The sequence below is a fragment of the Streptomyces uncialis genome (assembly GCF_001905345.1).
GTDB classification, from domain to species: domain Bacteria; phylum Actinomycetota; class Actinomycetes; order Streptomycetales; family Streptomycetaceae; genus Streptomyces; species Streptomyces uncialis.
Genome location: NZ_LFBV01000004.1, coordinates 620448 through 635898 on the forward strand (window position 1 = coordinate 620448; position 15451 = coordinate 635898).

At 72.6% G+C, this 15451-nt stretch carries 13 protein-coding genes; 12 read left to right on the forward strand and 1 reads right to left on the reverse strand.

What is annotated here, in order from left to right:
* Positions 1 to 705 precede the first annotated feature (705 nt).
* Positions 706 to 1473, reverse strand: a complete 768-nt coding sequence (map, locus tag AB852_RS19860) for a type I methionyl aminopeptidase (RefSeq protein WP_073790196.1) — start codon at positions 1471 to 1473, stop codon at positions 706 to 708.
* 51 nt (positions 1474 to 1524) lie between these two features.
* On the opposite strand from map, the gene AB852_RS19865 reads away from it, so the two are divergent.
* From AB852_RS19865 to AB852_RS19915, 12 genes are all read left to right on the forward strand, one after another.
* Positions 1525 to 1776, forward strand: a complete 252-nt coding sequence (locus AB852_RS19865) for a helix-turn-helix domain-containing protein (protein WP_073790198.1) — start codon at positions 1525 to 1527, stop codon at positions 1774 to 1776.
* Between the two features lie 343 nt (positions 1777 to 2119).
* Complete coding sequence (locus tag AB852_RS19870) at positions 2120 to 4336, forward strand: hypothetical protein (protein ID WP_073790201.1); 2217 nt, start codon at positions 2120 to 2122, stop codon at positions 4334 to 4336.
* 420 nt (positions 4337 to 4756) lie between these two features.
* Positions 4757 to 5599, forward strand: coding sequence for a nitrilase-related carbon-nitrogen hydrolase (locus tag AB852_RS19875; protein ID WP_073790203.1), 843 nt, complete (start codon positions 4757 to 4759; stop codon positions 5597 to 5599).
* A complete protein-coding gene (locus AB852_RS19880) occupies positions 5596 to 6879 on the forward strand; it encodes an aspartate aminotransferase family protein (RefSeq protein WP_073790205.1) in 1284 nt (427 codons plus the stop codon). Before AB852_RS19875 ends, AB852_RS19880 begins: the two co-directional genes overlap by 4 nt.
* A gap of 171 nt (positions 6880 to 7050) precedes the next feature.
* Positions 7051 to 8454 carry a dihydropyrimidinase gene (gene hydA / locus AB852_RS19885; protein ID WP_073790207.1) on the forward strand — a complete coding sequence of 468 codons (1404 nt, stop codon included), beginning with the start codon at positions 7051 to 7053 and terminating at the stop codon, positions 8452 to 8454.
* 127 nt (positions 8455 to 8581) lie between these two features.
* A complete protein-coding gene (locus AB852_RS19890; protein WP_073790209.1) occupies positions 8582 to 9580 on the forward strand; it encodes a TIGR03842 family LLM class F420-dependent oxidoreductase in 999 nt (332 codons plus the stop codon).
* A 168-nt stretch (positions 9581 to 9748) separates the two neighbouring features.
* Positions 9749 to 10405 (forward strand): DUF4232 domain-containing protein, encoded by a 657-nt coding sequence (locus tag AB852_RS19895; RefSeq protein ID WP_073790211.1) that lies wholly within the window; start codon positions 9749 to 9751, stop codon positions 10403 to 10405.
* Positions 10406 to 10493: 88 nt separating this feature from the next.
* On the forward strand, positions 10494 to 11321 hold the full coding sequence (locus tag AB852_RS19900) for an inositol monophosphatase family protein (RefSeq protein ID WP_073790213.1): 828 nt from the start codon (positions 10494 to 10496) through the stop codon (positions 11319 to 11321).
* Positions 11322 to 11419: 98 nt separating this feature from the next.
* A complete protein-coding gene (locus AB852_RS19905) occupies positions 11420 to 12832 on the forward strand; it encodes a phytoene desaturase family protein (RefSeq protein WP_073790538.1) in 1413 nt (470 codons plus the stop codon).
* Between the two features lie 547 nt (positions 12833 to 13379).
* Positions 13380 to 13535 carry a hypothetical protein gene (locus tag AB852_RS39855; protein WP_178391063.1) on the forward strand — a complete coding sequence of 52 codons (156 nt, stop codon included), beginning with the start codon at positions 13380 to 13382 and terminating at the stop codon, positions 13533 to 13535.
* Positions 13536 to 13674: 139 nt separating this feature from the next.
* A complete protein-coding gene (locus tag AB852_RS19910; protein WP_073790216.1) occupies positions 13675 to 14937 on the forward strand; it encodes a phenylacetate--CoA ligase family protein in 1263 nt (420 codons plus the stop codon).
* On the forward strand, positions 14934 to 15446 hold the full coding sequence (locus tag AB852_RS19915) for a glycine-rich domain-containing protein (RefSeq protein ID WP_073790219.1): 513 nt from the start codon (positions 14934 to 14936) through the stop codon (positions 15444 to 15446). Before AB852_RS19910 ends, AB852_RS19915 begins: the two co-directional genes overlap by 4 nt.
* Positions 15447 to 15451 lie beyond the last annotated feature (5 nt).

A 15451-nucleotide genomic window follows, 5' to 3' on the forward strand; every position in this document is an offset into this window, starting at 1 on the left:
CTCGTCGGGTGCGCCTCAGGGTGCTGCCTCTGGCTGTTGTCTTGCGGCTGCGGGTTGGCCCTCGTCTTCGCGCAGTTCCCCGCGCCCCTGGATGCTGCCCCTGTTCGTCGCTCTTCGGGTGCGGGCCGGTTCTCGTCTTTTGCGCAGTTCCCCGCGCCCCTTTGGGGCGCACCCTGTTTGTTCTTCGGGTCGGTGCCGGTCGGGATTCTCCGTCCTCGCTCCAACGCGCTCGGTACGGACGTTCAGTGGCCGTACTGGTGGCGTCGGAGTCTGCGGGCAGAGATTCCCGCCCACCCCCTCCCGCAGCAGCGCGACTGCGCGAGGAGGGGGGTTCCGCGAGCGAAGTGCCCGCAGCCGAGGGACGGCCTCAGGCGGGCGCCCCTCAGGGGCGCGGGGAACTGCGCGAGCAACCAAGAACCATCCGCAGCCGAACGGGACCGCAAGGGGCGCGACCTAAGGGGCGCGGGGAACTGCGCACCCCCGTCCGACCCGCACAGGGACAAGTACGCCCAGCGCAGGAAACCCAGGGGCGCGAGGAACTGCGCAACCACGGGCGGCCTGCACCAGGGACAAGTGCGTTCAGGGGCACACACCTGGAAGCGCAAGCGAAGGCGGCCCGCGGGGAACTGCGCACCCACGGGCGGCCTGCACAGGGACAAGTGCGTTCAGGGGCACACACCTGGAGGCGCAAGCGAAGGCGGACCGTCAGAGGGAGGTCAGGACGCGAGGTCCCGTGTCGGTGATCGCGACAGTGTGCTCGACGTGCGCCGCCCTGCTCCCGTCCCCGGTGACCAGCGTCCACCCGTCCGCCGCCTCGCGATACCCGTCCCGCCCACCACCGATCAGCATGGGCTCGATCGCGAGCACCATCCCGTGCCGCAGCCGCATCCCCCGCCCCGGACGGCCTTCGTTGGGCACCGCCGGGTCCTCATGCATCCGGCGCCCGATCCCGTGCCCCCCGAACCCCTCCGGGATGCCGTATCCGGCGTCCCGGCACACCGTGCCGACGGCGTGCGCGATGTCCCCGATGCGATTGCCGACCACGGCCGCCTCGATCCCCGCCGCCAGCGCCCGCTCGGCCGTCGCGATCAGCCGGAGGTCGGCGGCCCGGGGCGTACCCACCGTGAAGCTGACGGCCGAGTCGCCCACCCAGCCCCCCAGCGCCGCCCCGAAGTCCGCGGAGACCAGGTCACCGTCCCGCAGCGGCTCGTCCGTGGGGATGCCGTGCACGATCGCGTCGTTCACGGAGACACAGAGCACCGCGGGGAAGGGCATCGGCGCGAACGCCGGGTGATAGCCGAGGAACGGCGAGGTCGCCCCCGCCTCGTGCAGCACCTCGCGGGCCACCACGTCGAGCTGCCGGGGGGAGACCCCCACCCGGGCCGCCTGCCGTACGGCCGTGAGCGCTTGGGCGACGACGCGGCCGGGCACACGCATCGCGTCGATCGATACATCCGTCTTGAGTTCCACCATGCCAATTACTATACCGGTATAAGAATGGGGTTCGGCGCTAGAATGCCTTCCATGGTGCGAACACCCCTGACCCAGGAAGAGCGCGAGCGCGGCGAACGGCTCGGCCGGCTGCTGCGCGAGGCGCGCGGCGCGCGCAGCATGGCGGAGGTCGCCGCCGAGGCGGATCTCTCGCCGGAGACGCTCCGCAAGATCGAGACGGGCCGGGCGCCGACCCCGGCGCTCTTCACGGTCGCCGCGCTGGCCCGTGTACTGGGGCTCTCGCTGGACGAGCTGGTCGTGCGCTGCGCGCTCGTCGTGGCGTGAGCGGGCGCGGGTGGCGGGTCGGGTGAACCGGGGAGCGGTGGCCGTGATCCTGGCCACCTTCCGTGGTGTCCCGCTCTCTTTCCGTAGTCGCGTCTAGTGATCAAGTCGTAGACGTGCTGCGCATGATGGGCCGGGAGTTCTCCTGCCGCCGCCGTGTTCGGGCTGCGCCGCCGACGGTACGCGGGCGAGGTCGACGCAACATTGGTCTGCCTGAACTGTCGCGAGTGGCCGGTTTCGCCCGGGAATCGTGGACGTGCTTTGGAAACGGCGCGTAGCCATCCTGTAACACCGTGGGTGTTGGCTACCGGACTGCCGGGCTCCAGTCGCACGGGGGCGAGCTTCGATGAGTGTGCATCAACTCCCTGAACAAATCGGGGAGTTCGCGGTCTATTTCAACAACCTGCTGGCGCGCGTGGATCAGGCGGCCGGCTGGTGCGGTGTGTTCTGGCAACGGGACCCCGACGGCATGCGGGCCTGTCTCGACGGGCGCGAAGTGCCGCCCTGGGATGTCGTCGAGGCCCTGCTCCAGGATCTCGCGGCGGATCAGGGCGCCCGTGTGGCCCGGATCGAGACGGCCCGCGCCCGTGCGTTGCACGCCGCGTCACTGAGTGTCTTCGACACCCGCCCCGGCGGCCGTGACGTGCTCGGCGAACGGCTCGGCGTGATGCTCGGGGAGCAGCGGTACGCGGCGGAGCGCCGACTGGAGCTCGGACGGCTGATCGGCACCGCCGCCTCCCCCGAGGAGGCCGACGAGTACCGCCGCGATCTGGCCTGGGCCCAGGACGACCATGAACGCGCCACCGCGCGCTGCGGTGAACTGCGGGCCCGGCTGGCGGAGCTGGAACGGCGCGCGGGCGCCATGGGCACGCCGTCCGCCGGTGCCGGAGCGGGTACGGGTACGGGTGCGGGTGCGGACGGCACCGGGTCCGAGCATGTCGTACCCGTTCAGCGCCGGTCCGCCGGGGACGACGACCCGTTGACCGGCCCCCTTCCGCGCCCCGCGGAACGTGCCGCGTACCCGACCGGCGCCCAAGGCCCGGTGGGTCGCCCGGACGACGACCACCCCGCCGGAAGACCGGCCGAACGGACCGCCGAACGAACCGCACCCCGGGCGCCCGGATCGCCTGGGCCCGCCGACCGCACCGCACCGGACGGCCGACCGGACCGCCCCGGTTCCCCGCGCCGCTTCCCGCACACCCCGACCCCCGCGTCCGGCACCGCCGACCCGGCTCCCGTCCCGTCCGGCCCCGCCGCAGGTGCCCCGGAACACCCGTACGGGCCGGGCCCGGCCCGCGCGTACCGTTCGGGCCCCGACGGCGAGCGCACCTCCGCCGAGCCCGTGCCCGGCCGGGAGCCGTCCTCCCCGGGGTACGCCACGGGCGGGCCGTACACCCCCCAGGGCTCCGGCGCCCCGGGGGCACCGGGTGCCGCGCCCGGGTACGACGGTCTTCCCGCCCCTGACGGGACCGGAGGCGGCCGACCGGCACCGGACCGGGGCACTCCCGGCGGGCATCCCCGCCATACGCCCCCCGGCCCCGGCACCCCGGTGATACGCCCGCCCCGGGTCCCCGGCGCACCGGCCCCCGGTACCCGCACCCCGGACCCCCGTCCACCACGCTTCCCCCAGCAGGCCCAGCAGGGGGCGGGTGGGCCTGCCGCGTGGACCCCGGCCCCCGGTGCCGGTCCCGTGTCCGGTCCCGGGCCGGGGCGCGGTACCCGCTCCCCGTACCCGGATCCCGCCTTCCCGGGCGCCCCCGGTCCGACGGCCGACCCCGCCCCGTGGACCGGCCCGGCCCCCGCGCCCGGCCCCGGTGACCCCGCCCCGCCCGGCGGCTCCCGTCCCGCCCCGCGCCAGCGCCCGGGGCGTCGGCTGCGCGGTGCCCGGTTCGCCGGGGCGGACGACAGCGCCGACCCGGGTCCGGCCGCTGCGCCCACGCCACCGAGCGGGACCAAGGCACCGCGCGGTGCCCGGTTCGCGGGGGCCCTCGGCCGCCGCGAGCGCACGCCCCCGCCCGAACCGGCGCCGGACGGCGCCGCCCTGCGGGCCACCGCCGAGGCCGTCGACCGGTTGGTGCGGCTGCGGTCCGAGGGCCGTGGCGGGGAGGCGCACGGGGTGCTGGTGGAGGCCGCGTACGGCCCCGCCGACCGGTTCCCGCTGCTCGCCGCCGGACTCCACCGCGCCGGGCTCGCCGCCGACTGGGCCACCCTGCTGTGGGAGGCGGCGTCCCTGCCCGTGGAACGGCTCGTCGCGATCGCCGACGTGCTCGCCTCCGCAGGGCGCGTCCAGGACGCCGCGCTGCTGCTGCGCCAGGGGGTGGGCCGCCCGCCGTCCGAGATCGGTGAGGTGATCACCGAACTCACCGCCGAGGGCCGCCGCCGCGAGGTCCGCGCACTGGTCGAGGCGTATGTCAGGGTGCGGACCCCGGAGGAGATCGCGCGCTGCGCCGGTACCGATCCGGCACGGCTGGTCCCGCTGCTCCTGGCGGCCGCGGAGAAGGTCTCCGACCAGCGGCGCTGGGACCTCGTCCACGCCCTGCGGGTGGCGGGGATCGACACCTGAGCGGGCCGATCCGCTCGCGGTCCGGCCGTGGTTCGCCCACCGGCCGCATGCGATCCGCCGACCGCGGCGGGGTCGGCGGCGCGCTCCGTCCCTGTCCGGCCCGCCGGACAGGGACGACCCGAACCCGGGCCCGTACCCGCTCGGCGCCCGGCCGAAGCCCCGCCGGCTACGTACCCCTCAGCCCGTACCCGCCCGTGTACCCCTGCCCGAACCCCTCGCGGTGCCCCGGGCCCTCCCGGGCCGGGGGCTGCCGGCCCGGGCGGTGCGCCGTCGTCGTCCAGCCGGGTAGGAATCGAGATCGACTCACCCGGTTCATGACGATGGTCTTGCCCCACTCGTCGGACAGGCTTACGTTCGTCCCCCTACGGCCCGCTTCTACGGGCGTAGAAGCTCTCTGGCGTCCCGTCGAAGGAGCAGCTCTTGGCACCCGTCGTCCGCGCCGCACTGGTCCAGGCAACCTGGACCGGCGACAGCGAATCCATGATCGCCAAACACGAGGAGCACGCCCGGGAGGCCGCCCGGCAGGGGGCGGAGGTCATCGGGTTCCAGGAGGTGTTCAACGCCCCGTACTTCTGCCAGGTGCAGGAGCCCGAGCACTACCGGTGGGCGGAACCGGTGCCGGACGGGCCCACGGTCACCCGGATGAAGGCGCTCGCCGCCGAGCTGCGCCTGGTCATGGTCGTCCCCGTCTTCGAGGTCGAACAGGCGGGCTTCTACTACAACACCGCGGCCGTGATCGACGCCGACGGCAGCTACCTCGGCAAGTACCGCAAGCACCACATCCCCCAGGTCAAGGGGTTCTGGGAGAAGTACTACTTCAAACCCGGCAACCTGGGCTGGCCCGTCTTCGACACGGCAGTGGGACGCGTCGGCGTGTACATCTGCTACGACCGGCACTTCCCCGAAGGCTGGCGGCAACTCGGCCTGAACGGCGCCCAGCTGGTCTACAACCCGTCCGCCACGTCACGCGGACTCTCCGCGCATCTGTGGCAGCTCGAACAGCCCGCGGCGGCCGTCGCCAACGAGTACTTCATCGCCGCGATCAACCGCGTCGGACGGGAGGAGTACGGCGACAACGACTTCTACGGCACCAGCTACTTCGTGGACCCGCGCGGGCAGTTCGTCGGTGAACCGGCCGGGGACCAGGCGGAGGAACTCCTGGTCCGGGACCTCGACCTCGGACTGATCGACGAGGTCCGCACCCAGTGGGCGTTCTACCGCGACCGCCGCCCCGACGCCTACGAAGGGCTGGTCCAGCCGTGAGCGAGCTGTACGAGCGGCACCGGGCCGTGCTGCCGCAGTGGCTGGCCCTGTACTACCGCGAACCCCTCGAACTCACGCACGGCGAGGGACGTCATGTCTGGGCCGCCGACGGCACCAAGTACCTCGACTTCTTCGGCGGCATCCTCACCACGATGACCGCGCACGCCCTGCCCGAGGTCACCAAGGCCGTCGCCGAGCAGGCCGGACGGATCATCCACTCCTCGACGCTGTACCTCGACCGGCCGATGGTCGAACTCGCGGAACGGATCGCCGCGCTCTCCGGAATCCCTGACGCCCGGGTCTTCTTCACGACCTCCGGCACCGAGGCGAACGACGCGGCCCTCCTGCTGGCGACCGCGTACCGCCGCTCCAACCAGATCCTCGCGCTGCGCAACAGCTACCACGGCCGCTCCTTCAGCGCCGTCGGCATCACCGGCAACCGGGGCTGGTCCCCGACGAGCCTGTCACCGCTCCAGACCCTCTACGTGCACGGGGGCGTGCGCACCCGGGGCCCGTACGCGGAGCTGTCCGACGCCGCGTTCATCGACGCCTGCACCGCCGATCTGGAGGATCTGCTGGGCCAGACGCGCGGGGGAGCGGCGGCCCTCATCGCCGAACCCGTGCAGGGCGTCGGCGGGTTCACCTCCCCGCCGGACGGGCTGTTCGCGGCGTTCCGCGAGGTGCTGAAGCGGCACGGCATCCTGTGGATCAGCGACGAGGTGCAGACCGGCTGGGGCCGCACCGGCGACCACTTCTGGGGCTGGCAGGCCCATGACCGCAACGGCCCGCCGGACCTGATCACCTTCGCCAAGGGCATCGGCAACGGCATGTCCATCGGCGGGGTCGTCGCCCGCGCCGAGATCATGAACTGCCTGGACGCCAACTCCATCTCCACGTTCGGCGGTTCCCCGGTCACCATGGCCGCCGGACTCGCCAACCTCACCTACCTCCTCGAACGCGACCTCCAGGGCAACGCCCGCCGGGTCGGCGGACTGCTGATCGAACGGCTGCGCGCCGCCGCCGCGCGCGTCCCGGCCGTCCGGGAGGTACGCGGGCGGGGCCTGATGATCGGGATCGAACTCGTGAGGCCCGGCACCGACGAGGCCGACCCCGACGCCGCGACCGCCGTCCTCGAAGCGGCCCGCGCGGGCGGACTGCTGATCGGCAAGGGCGGCGCGTACAACACCAGCGTGCTGCGGATCGCGCCCCCGCTGTCCCTGACCGTCGCCGAGGCGGAACAGGGCGCCGTGATCCTGGAAGACGCCCTGCGGGCCCTGTAGGGCCCCTGTCGCCGCACCCCGTGGCCGGGTGGCCTCCGGTGTCACCCCGGGCCGTCCGGCCGTCCGGGCGGCCCGCACGCCCTTCCGGGACGACCGGTCCCGGTAACCCGAGCATCCCGACACCGCCCCGGCGCGGGGCGGTGCCGCACCCGTACGAGAGGGAGCGCCCCCATGAGCACCCGCACCCTGATCCGCGGCGGACTCGTCGTCACCGCCGCCGAGGAGACCCACGCCGACGTGCTCGTCGAGGACGGCCGGATCGCCGCGCTCGCCGCGCACGGGACGGACGCCGCGCGCGCGTGGACCGCCGACCGGATCATCGACGCGACCGGCAAGTACGTCATCCCGGGCGGCGTCGACGCCCACACCCATATGGAACTGCCGTTCGGCGGCACCGCCGCGTCCGACACCTTCGAGACGGGCACCCGGGCCGCCGCCTGGGGCGGCACCACCACCATCGTGGACTTCGCCGTCCAGAGCGTCGGCACCTCCCTGCGCGACGGACTGGACGCCTGGCACGCCAAGGCCGACGGCCGCTGCGCCGTCGACTACGGCTTCCATATGATCCTCTCCGACGTGAACGAGCACTCCCTGAAGGAGATGGACCTGCTCGTCTCGGAGGGCGTCACCTCCTTCAAGCTCTTCATGGCCTACCCCGGGGTCTTCTACAGCGACGACGGACGCATCCTGCGCGCGATGCAACGCGCCTCCGGCAACGGCGGGCTGATCATGATGCACGCCGAGAACGGCATCGCCATCGACGTCCTCGTGGAACAGGCCCTCGCGCGCGGGGAGACCTCCCCGCGCCACCACGGAGAGGTCCGCAGGGCCCTGCTGGAGGCCGAGGCGACCCACCGGGCCATCCAGCTCGCCCGGGTCGCGGACGCGCCCCTGTACATCGTCCATGTGTCCGCCGAGGAGGCCGTCGCCGAACTCGTCGCCGCCCGTGACAAGGGACTGCCCGTCTTCGGCGAGACCTGCCCCCAGTACCTGTTCCTGTCCACGGACGACCTCGCCGCGCCCGGCTTCGAGGGCGCCAAGTACGTGTGCTCCACCCCGCTGCGCCCCAAGGAGCACCAGCGGGCGCTGTGGCGCGGACTGCGCACCGACGACCTCCAGGTCGTGTCCACGGACCACTGTCCGTTCTGCTTCAGCGGCCAGAAGGAACTCGGCCGCGGCGACTTCTCCAAGATCCCCAACGGACTGCCCGGGGTGGAGAACCGAATGGACCTGCTCCACCAGGCCGTCGTGGAAGGGCGCATCAGCCGCCGCCGCTGGATCGACATCGCCTGCGCCGCCCCGGCCCGGATGTTCGGGCTCTACCCGAAGAAGGGCACCCTCGCGCCCGGCGCGGACGCCGACATCGTGGTGTACGACCCGCACGCCGAACAGGTGCTGTCCGCGGACACCCACCACATGAACGTCGACTACTCCGCGTACGAGGGCAAGCGGATCACCGGACAGGTCGAGACCGTGCTCTCGCGCGGGACGGTCGTCATCGACGGGCGCGCGTACACCGGCCGCGCCGGACACGGGCGCTACACCCCCCGGGGGACCTGCCAGTACCTCGGCTGAGCCCGGCCCCGGCCGCGACCCCGTACACGGTCTGCGTACGCAGACCGGTACGTAGACCCCGACCACGACCCCGCACCCGGTACGCAGACCCCGCACGAAGACCCCGTACGAAGCAGGAGGCCCACCCATGGACTTCGGACTCGTCCTCCAGACCGATCCGCCCGCCTCGGCCGTCGTCGGGCTGATGCGCCGCGCCGAACGCAACGGCTTCCGCTACGGCTGGACCTTCGACTCGGCGGTCCTGTGGCAGGAGCCGTACGTCATCCACAGCCGGGTGCTGGAGCACACTGAGCAGCTGATCGTCGGACCGATGGTCACCAACCCCGGCACCCGCACCTGGGAGGTCACGGCCTCCACCTTCGCCACCCTCAACGACATGTACGGCAACCGCACGGTGTGCGGTATCGGCCGGGGCGACTCCGCGATGCGGGTCGCCGGACGGGGACCCAGCACCCTGGCGCGGCTCGGTGAGGCCATCGACGTCATCCGCGACCTCGCGGAGGGCCGGGAGGCACTGGTCGACGGCTCGCCCGTGCGGCTGCCCTGGGTCAGGGACGGGCGGCTGCCGGTCTGGATGGCCGCCTACGGGCCCAAGGCGCTCGCCCTCGCGGGCCGCAAGGCCGACGGCTTCATCCTCCAGCTCGCGGACCCGTACCTCACCGAGTGGATGGTCCGCTCGGTCCGGGACGCCGCCGCCGAGGCGGGCCGCGACCCCGCCGACATCACCATCTGTGTCGCCGCGCCCGCCTATGTGGGCGACGACCTCGCCCACGCGCGCGACCAGTGCCGCTGGTTCGGCGGCATGGTCGGCAACCATGTCGCGGACCTGGTGTCCCGCTACGGCGAGCACTCCGGTCTCGTCCCCGAGGCCCTCACCGCGTACATCAAGTCCCGCGCGGGCTACGACTACAGCCACCACGGCCGGGCCGGGAACCCCGACACCGCGTTCGTGCCCGACGAGATCGTCGACCGCTTCTGTCTGCTCGGACCCGTCGAGGCGCACATCGAGAGGCTGCTGGAGCTGCGGGAGATCGGCGTCGACCAGTTCGCCGTGTACGCGATGCACGACGCGCGCGAGGAAGTCATCGACGCCTACGGGGCGGAGGTCGTCCCGCGCTTCCGGTGACCGGGACCCGCGTGAGCGGTGACCAGCCGCGTGCACGGGTGCGGCCCCGGACACCTCCCCGCGCGGGTGCCCGTGCGCCGACCGCCTTCGGCCCGCCCCGGTCGGTCGCCGCCGCCCGTCCCGGTTGCGCGGGGGCCACGGGCACGCGCGCGTGCCATGATCGGGCGGATGAGCGGGATACGAGTACGACCGTCGTGGAAGCCCCTGGCCGTCACCGTGTTGACGGCGCTCGCGCTGTCCGGGTGCGGCCTGCCGACGGAGCTGGAACGCGAGCTCGACCCCGAAGGGCGCCCCCCGCCCCCCACCCAGCGCCACACCCCCGCGCCCGCGACCCCCGGCGGCCCGCCGACGCCCGCCCCCACCGCGTCGGGCCCGGCCACCCCGTCCGACCCCGCCGCGCGGGACGCCGACCAGCCCTGTCCGGCCGACGGGGTACGGCTGCGGGCCGATTTCTCCGCCGCCGCGATGGGGCTGCGGACGATGACGCTGACCCTCACCAACTGCGGCGAGAAGCCGTACGTGCTCGACGGCTACCCGGTGATCCGCGTCCTCGGCGAGGACGGCGCACCGCTCCCCGGTGTCCGCGCGGTCCGCGGTCTCGACGACGTGTTCCAGGCCCCGCCCGCCGCCGATCCCACCTCGTTCACCGTGGCCCCCCGGCAGTCCGCCGTGGCCGACCTGATGTGGCGCGTGAACACCGAGCCGTCGACCGCGCTGCACGTCACCGCACGGCCGGGCGCCCCGCGCGTCACCGTCACCCCCGACGAACACCTCGACGTCGGCCCCCGCAATGTCGTCGGCACCTCGCCCTGGCGCCCGCGCTGACCGGCGCCGGGGGCCGCGTTCACACGGATTCCACCCACCCTGCACCACCCGGGCACGGAATGTCAGAGGCCCGTGCTTCGATGGAGGCATGATCGATGACTTTCTCGCCCATCACCTGACCGATGTCGAAGAAGCGGTCCGCCAGGCCGCCGCGGCCGAGATCACGCCGCGGTTCCGGCAGCTCGCCGTGGACGAGATCGTCCAGAAGACCGGCCCCCACGATCTGGTGACCATCGCCGACCAGCTCGCCGAGAAGCATCTGACCGGCGCGCTGACCGCGCTGCTGCCCGGCTCGGTCGTCGTCGGCGAGGAAGCCGTCCACGCCGACCCGTCGACGTACGGCGCGCTCGCCGGTGACGCCCCCGTCTGGATCGTCGACCCGGTCGACGGCACCCGGCAGTTCGTCCACGGTGACCCCGGGTTCTGCACCCTCGTGGCCCTCGCCCGCCACGGCGAACTGCTCGCCTCATGGACGTACGCCCCCGTGCTAGGCGAGATGGCCGTCGCGGTGCGCGGCGGCGGCGCCTTCCTCGACGGCACCCGGCTCACCGCCGGATCGCCCACCCCCGGCACGGACCTGCGGGTCGCCATGTCCCACCCCGACTACACCACGCCCGACCAGAAGCGGGCCCTGCTCGGCCTCGACAGCGAGGGCGTCGCCGCCCGGCCCTGCGGCTCCGCCGGGCTGGAGTACCTCGCCATAGCCAGGGGCGCGCTGGACGCCGTCGCGTTCTCCTGGGAGAGCGCGTGGGACCACGCCGCGGGCCTGCTGCTCGTCGCCGAGGCCGGCGGTACGCACGCCACCCTCGACGGCACCCCCTTCACGCTCCCCGGGGGCAACGCCATGCCCTTCAGCGCGGGCCGCGACAGCGCCACCGTCGAGCGGGTCCTCGGCCTGCTGCGCCCGGGGCCGTAGCCCCGCCCCGCCCGGGGACGAGGCCCCGCCGCCGCCCCGCCGGGCATATCCTGAAGCCCCTGGCCATCGGCTGACGAAGGAGTCCGAAGGTGCCGTCGATGCTCGATGCTGTGGTGGTGGGCGCGGGACCGAACGGACTGACGGCCGCCGTCGAGCTGGCCCGCAGAGGCTTCTCCGTGGCCGTCTTCGAGGCCCGGGACACCGTGGGCGGCGGAGCGCGCACCGAGGAGCTGACGCTCCCCGGCTTCCGCCACGACCCGTGTGCGGCGGCCCATCCGCTGGGTGTCAATTCCCCGGCCTTCAACGCGATGCCCCTGGAGCGGTACGGCCTGGAGTGGCTGAACGCCCCGCTGCCCATGGCCCATCCCTTCCTCGACGGCAGCGCGGCCGTGCTGTCCCGCTCCGTCGCCGAGACCGCCGCGTCGTTCGGCCCCCGTGACGCGGGCGCCTACCGGCGGCTGGTCGCCCCCTTCACCCCCCGCTGGGACGCCCTCGTCCGCGATTTCATGGCCCTGCCGCTGACCGCGCTGCCACGCGACCCGGTGACCCTCGCGCGGTTCGGCCTCACCGGGCTGCCCCCGTCGACCTGGCTGACCCGCCGCTTCCACGACGACCGGGCCAAGGCACTGTTCGCCGGACTCGTCGCCCATGTGATCGCCCCGCTCGGCGGGATCGCCACCGGCGCCGTCGGCCTGGTCTTCGCCCTCGCCGCCCACGCCCGCGGCTGGCCCGTCGCCCGCGGCGGCTCCCAGTCCGTCTCCGACGCCCTCACCGCGTACCTCCGGGACCTCGGCGGCGCTGTCCACACCGGCTTCGAGGTCAAACGGCTGGACGATCTGCCGCCCGCCCGCGCGTACGTCTTCGACACCTCACCGCACGCCCTCGCGCGGATCGCGGGCCTGGGGCGCTATTACGAGCGCTACCGCTACGGCGCCTCCGTCTTCAAGGTCGACTACGCCCTCGACGGACCCGTGCCCTGGACCGCCGAGGAGGCCCGCCGCGCCGGGACCGTACAGGTCGCCGCGAGCAGCCAGGAGATCGGCGCCGCCCTGAACGCCGTCTCCCGTGAGGGCCGCGCCCCCGACCCGCCGTTCCTGATCACGGTGCAGCCCAGCGTCGTCGACCCCTCACGCGCCCCCGAGGGCAAGCATGTGTTCTGGGCCTACGGCCATGTGCCGAACGGCTGGGACGGTGACCTCACGGATGCCGTCGAGCGCCAGCTCGAACGCTTCGCCCCCGGCTTCCGCGACCGGGTCCTCGCCCGGGCCACCGCCGGCCCCCCGGAGCTCGCCGCCCGCAACGCCAACTACGTCGGCGGGGACATCGCCTGCGGCGCCGCCGCGGGGCTCCAACTGCTGTTGCGCCCCCGGCTCACACTCCGTCCCTACCGCACACCGCACCCCGCGGTGTTCCTGTGCTCGTCCGCGACCCCGCCCGGACCCGGTGTTCACGGTATGTCGGGCCACAACGCGGCCAAGGCCGTCTGGCGCAGGCTCCGCGCCACGGACTGACCGGCCCGCGGACGACCGACCGTAGCCGCAGCCGTATGGGCGCGCGCCGTCGGCGGGGCCGGGTTCGCCGTGTGCGCCACCGCCGCGTACCGCACCGCCCTGGGTCCGGCCACCCGCGAGTGAGCCGTCACCCCCGCGCCGGAACCCTCACCTGAGCGCCGGGCCGCACCCACTGCCATGCGGCCGGCCGGGCCGCACCCACTGCCATGCGGCCGGCCGGGCCGCACCCACTGCCATGCGGTCCCGCCACTCCCTACCCACCGGCACCGGCGTCGACACCGAACCCGCGCAGGTATCGGCGCCGGTCCGGCCCCAAGCCCGCCCACATGTGCGGATATCGCCTCCGGTCCTCTCCCGTGTGGCAACCGTGCGGCGAGAACCGGTCAACCGGAGAACCATTCCCGCCGTGCGCCTCCCGCCGCGCAAACCCGCTTTCCATGAACGTTTTCTCATTCCTGCTTCCATTGACACGCATAGGCACGGACTCCTAGCTTCCAGTCAGCGAAAGCGCGGTGAATGCCGTGCTCCAACCCCCACGGAGGTCGTAATGGAGCAGCTCATCAAGAAGATGGCCCAGGACGCCAACTGGCAGGCGTGGAACTCTCTCAACTCCGCGAGTGCCGGTGACAAGACCGGTTGCGTCAGCTCGGCGCCCAAGAGCGGCTGTGTCAGCTCCGCGCCGAAGACCGGCTGTATTTCCTGACCCGCTGCTGACCCGGTGAACCTGCCGGGCGGCGACAGCCGGCCGCCGCCCGGACCTTTCCGGCCCGCACGCCACCCTCCCCTCCCCGTCACTGTTCGTCCCGAGTTGTTCTCCTGCTTCCGCAGCCCCGAAGGTGAACATGGAAAGCCAGCCCACCGACGATGTCGTCGGCCAGATCAGGGACATACCCCTGTACCGGGAATCGATCGAGCAGGGTCATTTCCCGATTCTGGAGAAACCGGATACGGCCCGCGGATTCCCGGACAACTGGATGACTCCCCGGCTGGCCGCCGCACTGGAGACCGGGGAAGCGGAATTCGTCCTCTCGACGGGGACGAACCACGCCCGTATGCAGATCATCCGGCCGCCGTACTTCCTGCTGAAGAGCTACTACCGGCTGTGGAGCGAGCACCCCGACATCGCGGAGACCTGGCACGCGGGATGCCGCCGGGTGTCCCTGACGACCGTGCTCGCCACCGAACACGTGGCCCGCGTCAACGCCAAGAAGCGCGGCACCACCCCCGACGCGGTGCCGGCGCTGGAGGACCGCAGGCTGGACGACCGCACGGTCTACCTCAACCTCGGCCTCGACCCCGGTCTGTGGGAACGCGCCGACGTCGAGCGCATGACCGAGGAGATCCGGAGCGAGCAGCGGGCCCATCCCCAGGGCTGGTACCACCTCGACTGCTCCGGCTACCACCTCGCCCAACTGGTGCGCAAAGCGGCCGAGTGGGGCCTTTGGGACTCCTTCCCGCTGCCCGCCAGCGTCATCACGGCGTACGAGTACACCCCGCTGAACGTCCGCCGGTTCCTGGAGGAACGACTCGGGCGCCCGGTCATCGACCTCTTCGGCAGCACCGAACTCGGGTATCTGTACTACAGCGACCGAAACGGCCGCTATCACCCTTATCTCGACCGGATGAGCCTGGAACTCCTCCCCGTCACCCCGGGAAGTTCCCTCTTCAGTCTGATCGTCACGAGCGTGCGTAATCCGTATATGCCGCTCATCCGCTACCGGTCCGGTGACTGTGTGCGCACGCTCGACGGCACACCGGACCCGTCGAAGGTCGCCCGCTTCTGCGGCCGGGAGAAGGAACTCCTGCACACCCCGGCCGGCGCCGTTTCCCAGGGCGACCTCGATGAATGCGTGGCCGCCGCCTCGCCCCGTGTCTTCCTGTACCAATTGCGGACCGCGGGTCCTCAGGAAATCCGGCTGCTCTGCACGACCTTCGACGATGTCCCGCTCGAACCGGCCGAGAATTCCGCTCTCACCAAACTCGTCGGCGACCTCACCGGGCTGCGCTGCGTCACCGAACACCGGACCCATATCCCGGTAGGCGCCTCCGGAAAACACGCCTGGCTTGTGAAGGAAACTCCCACACCCCGGTATGGAGAACGATGAAGACGCAGCAGCTCACGACGGAAGAGGATCTCAGGAATCTGCTCGGTGAACAGATGTACGCGGAAGTCGTCGCGTATGTGCGCAACGGCACCGGCGTCAGCGGCCCCGAGGCCGAACGCCAGGTCATCGAATGCCTGCGGTACCTCTACCTCGTCTCCCGCCACCGCGACCAGCTCGCCGGGCTCTTCCTCCCCGTCGAGCAGCACATCGACGAGATCTGGCACTACCTGATCCTCCAGACCCGCGAGTACCGGGCACTGTGCGAGGAGCGCCTGCCGGGCAAGGTCCTCATCGAGCACCGCAGCATCGGGTACGAGGAGTACCAGCAGGAACCCGGACGCGAGCGGACCATCGAGGAGGCGCTGCGCTGGATCCCGCTGTACTGCCAGGAGTTCGGCCCCTTCGAGGAGGACGCCGTACCGCACTGGACGATCGTGCGGTTCCTGCATGAGCGGATGGACCTCTCCCTGGAGGACATCGCGGCGCTGCGCTCGGCACGCGCCGCGTAACCGAC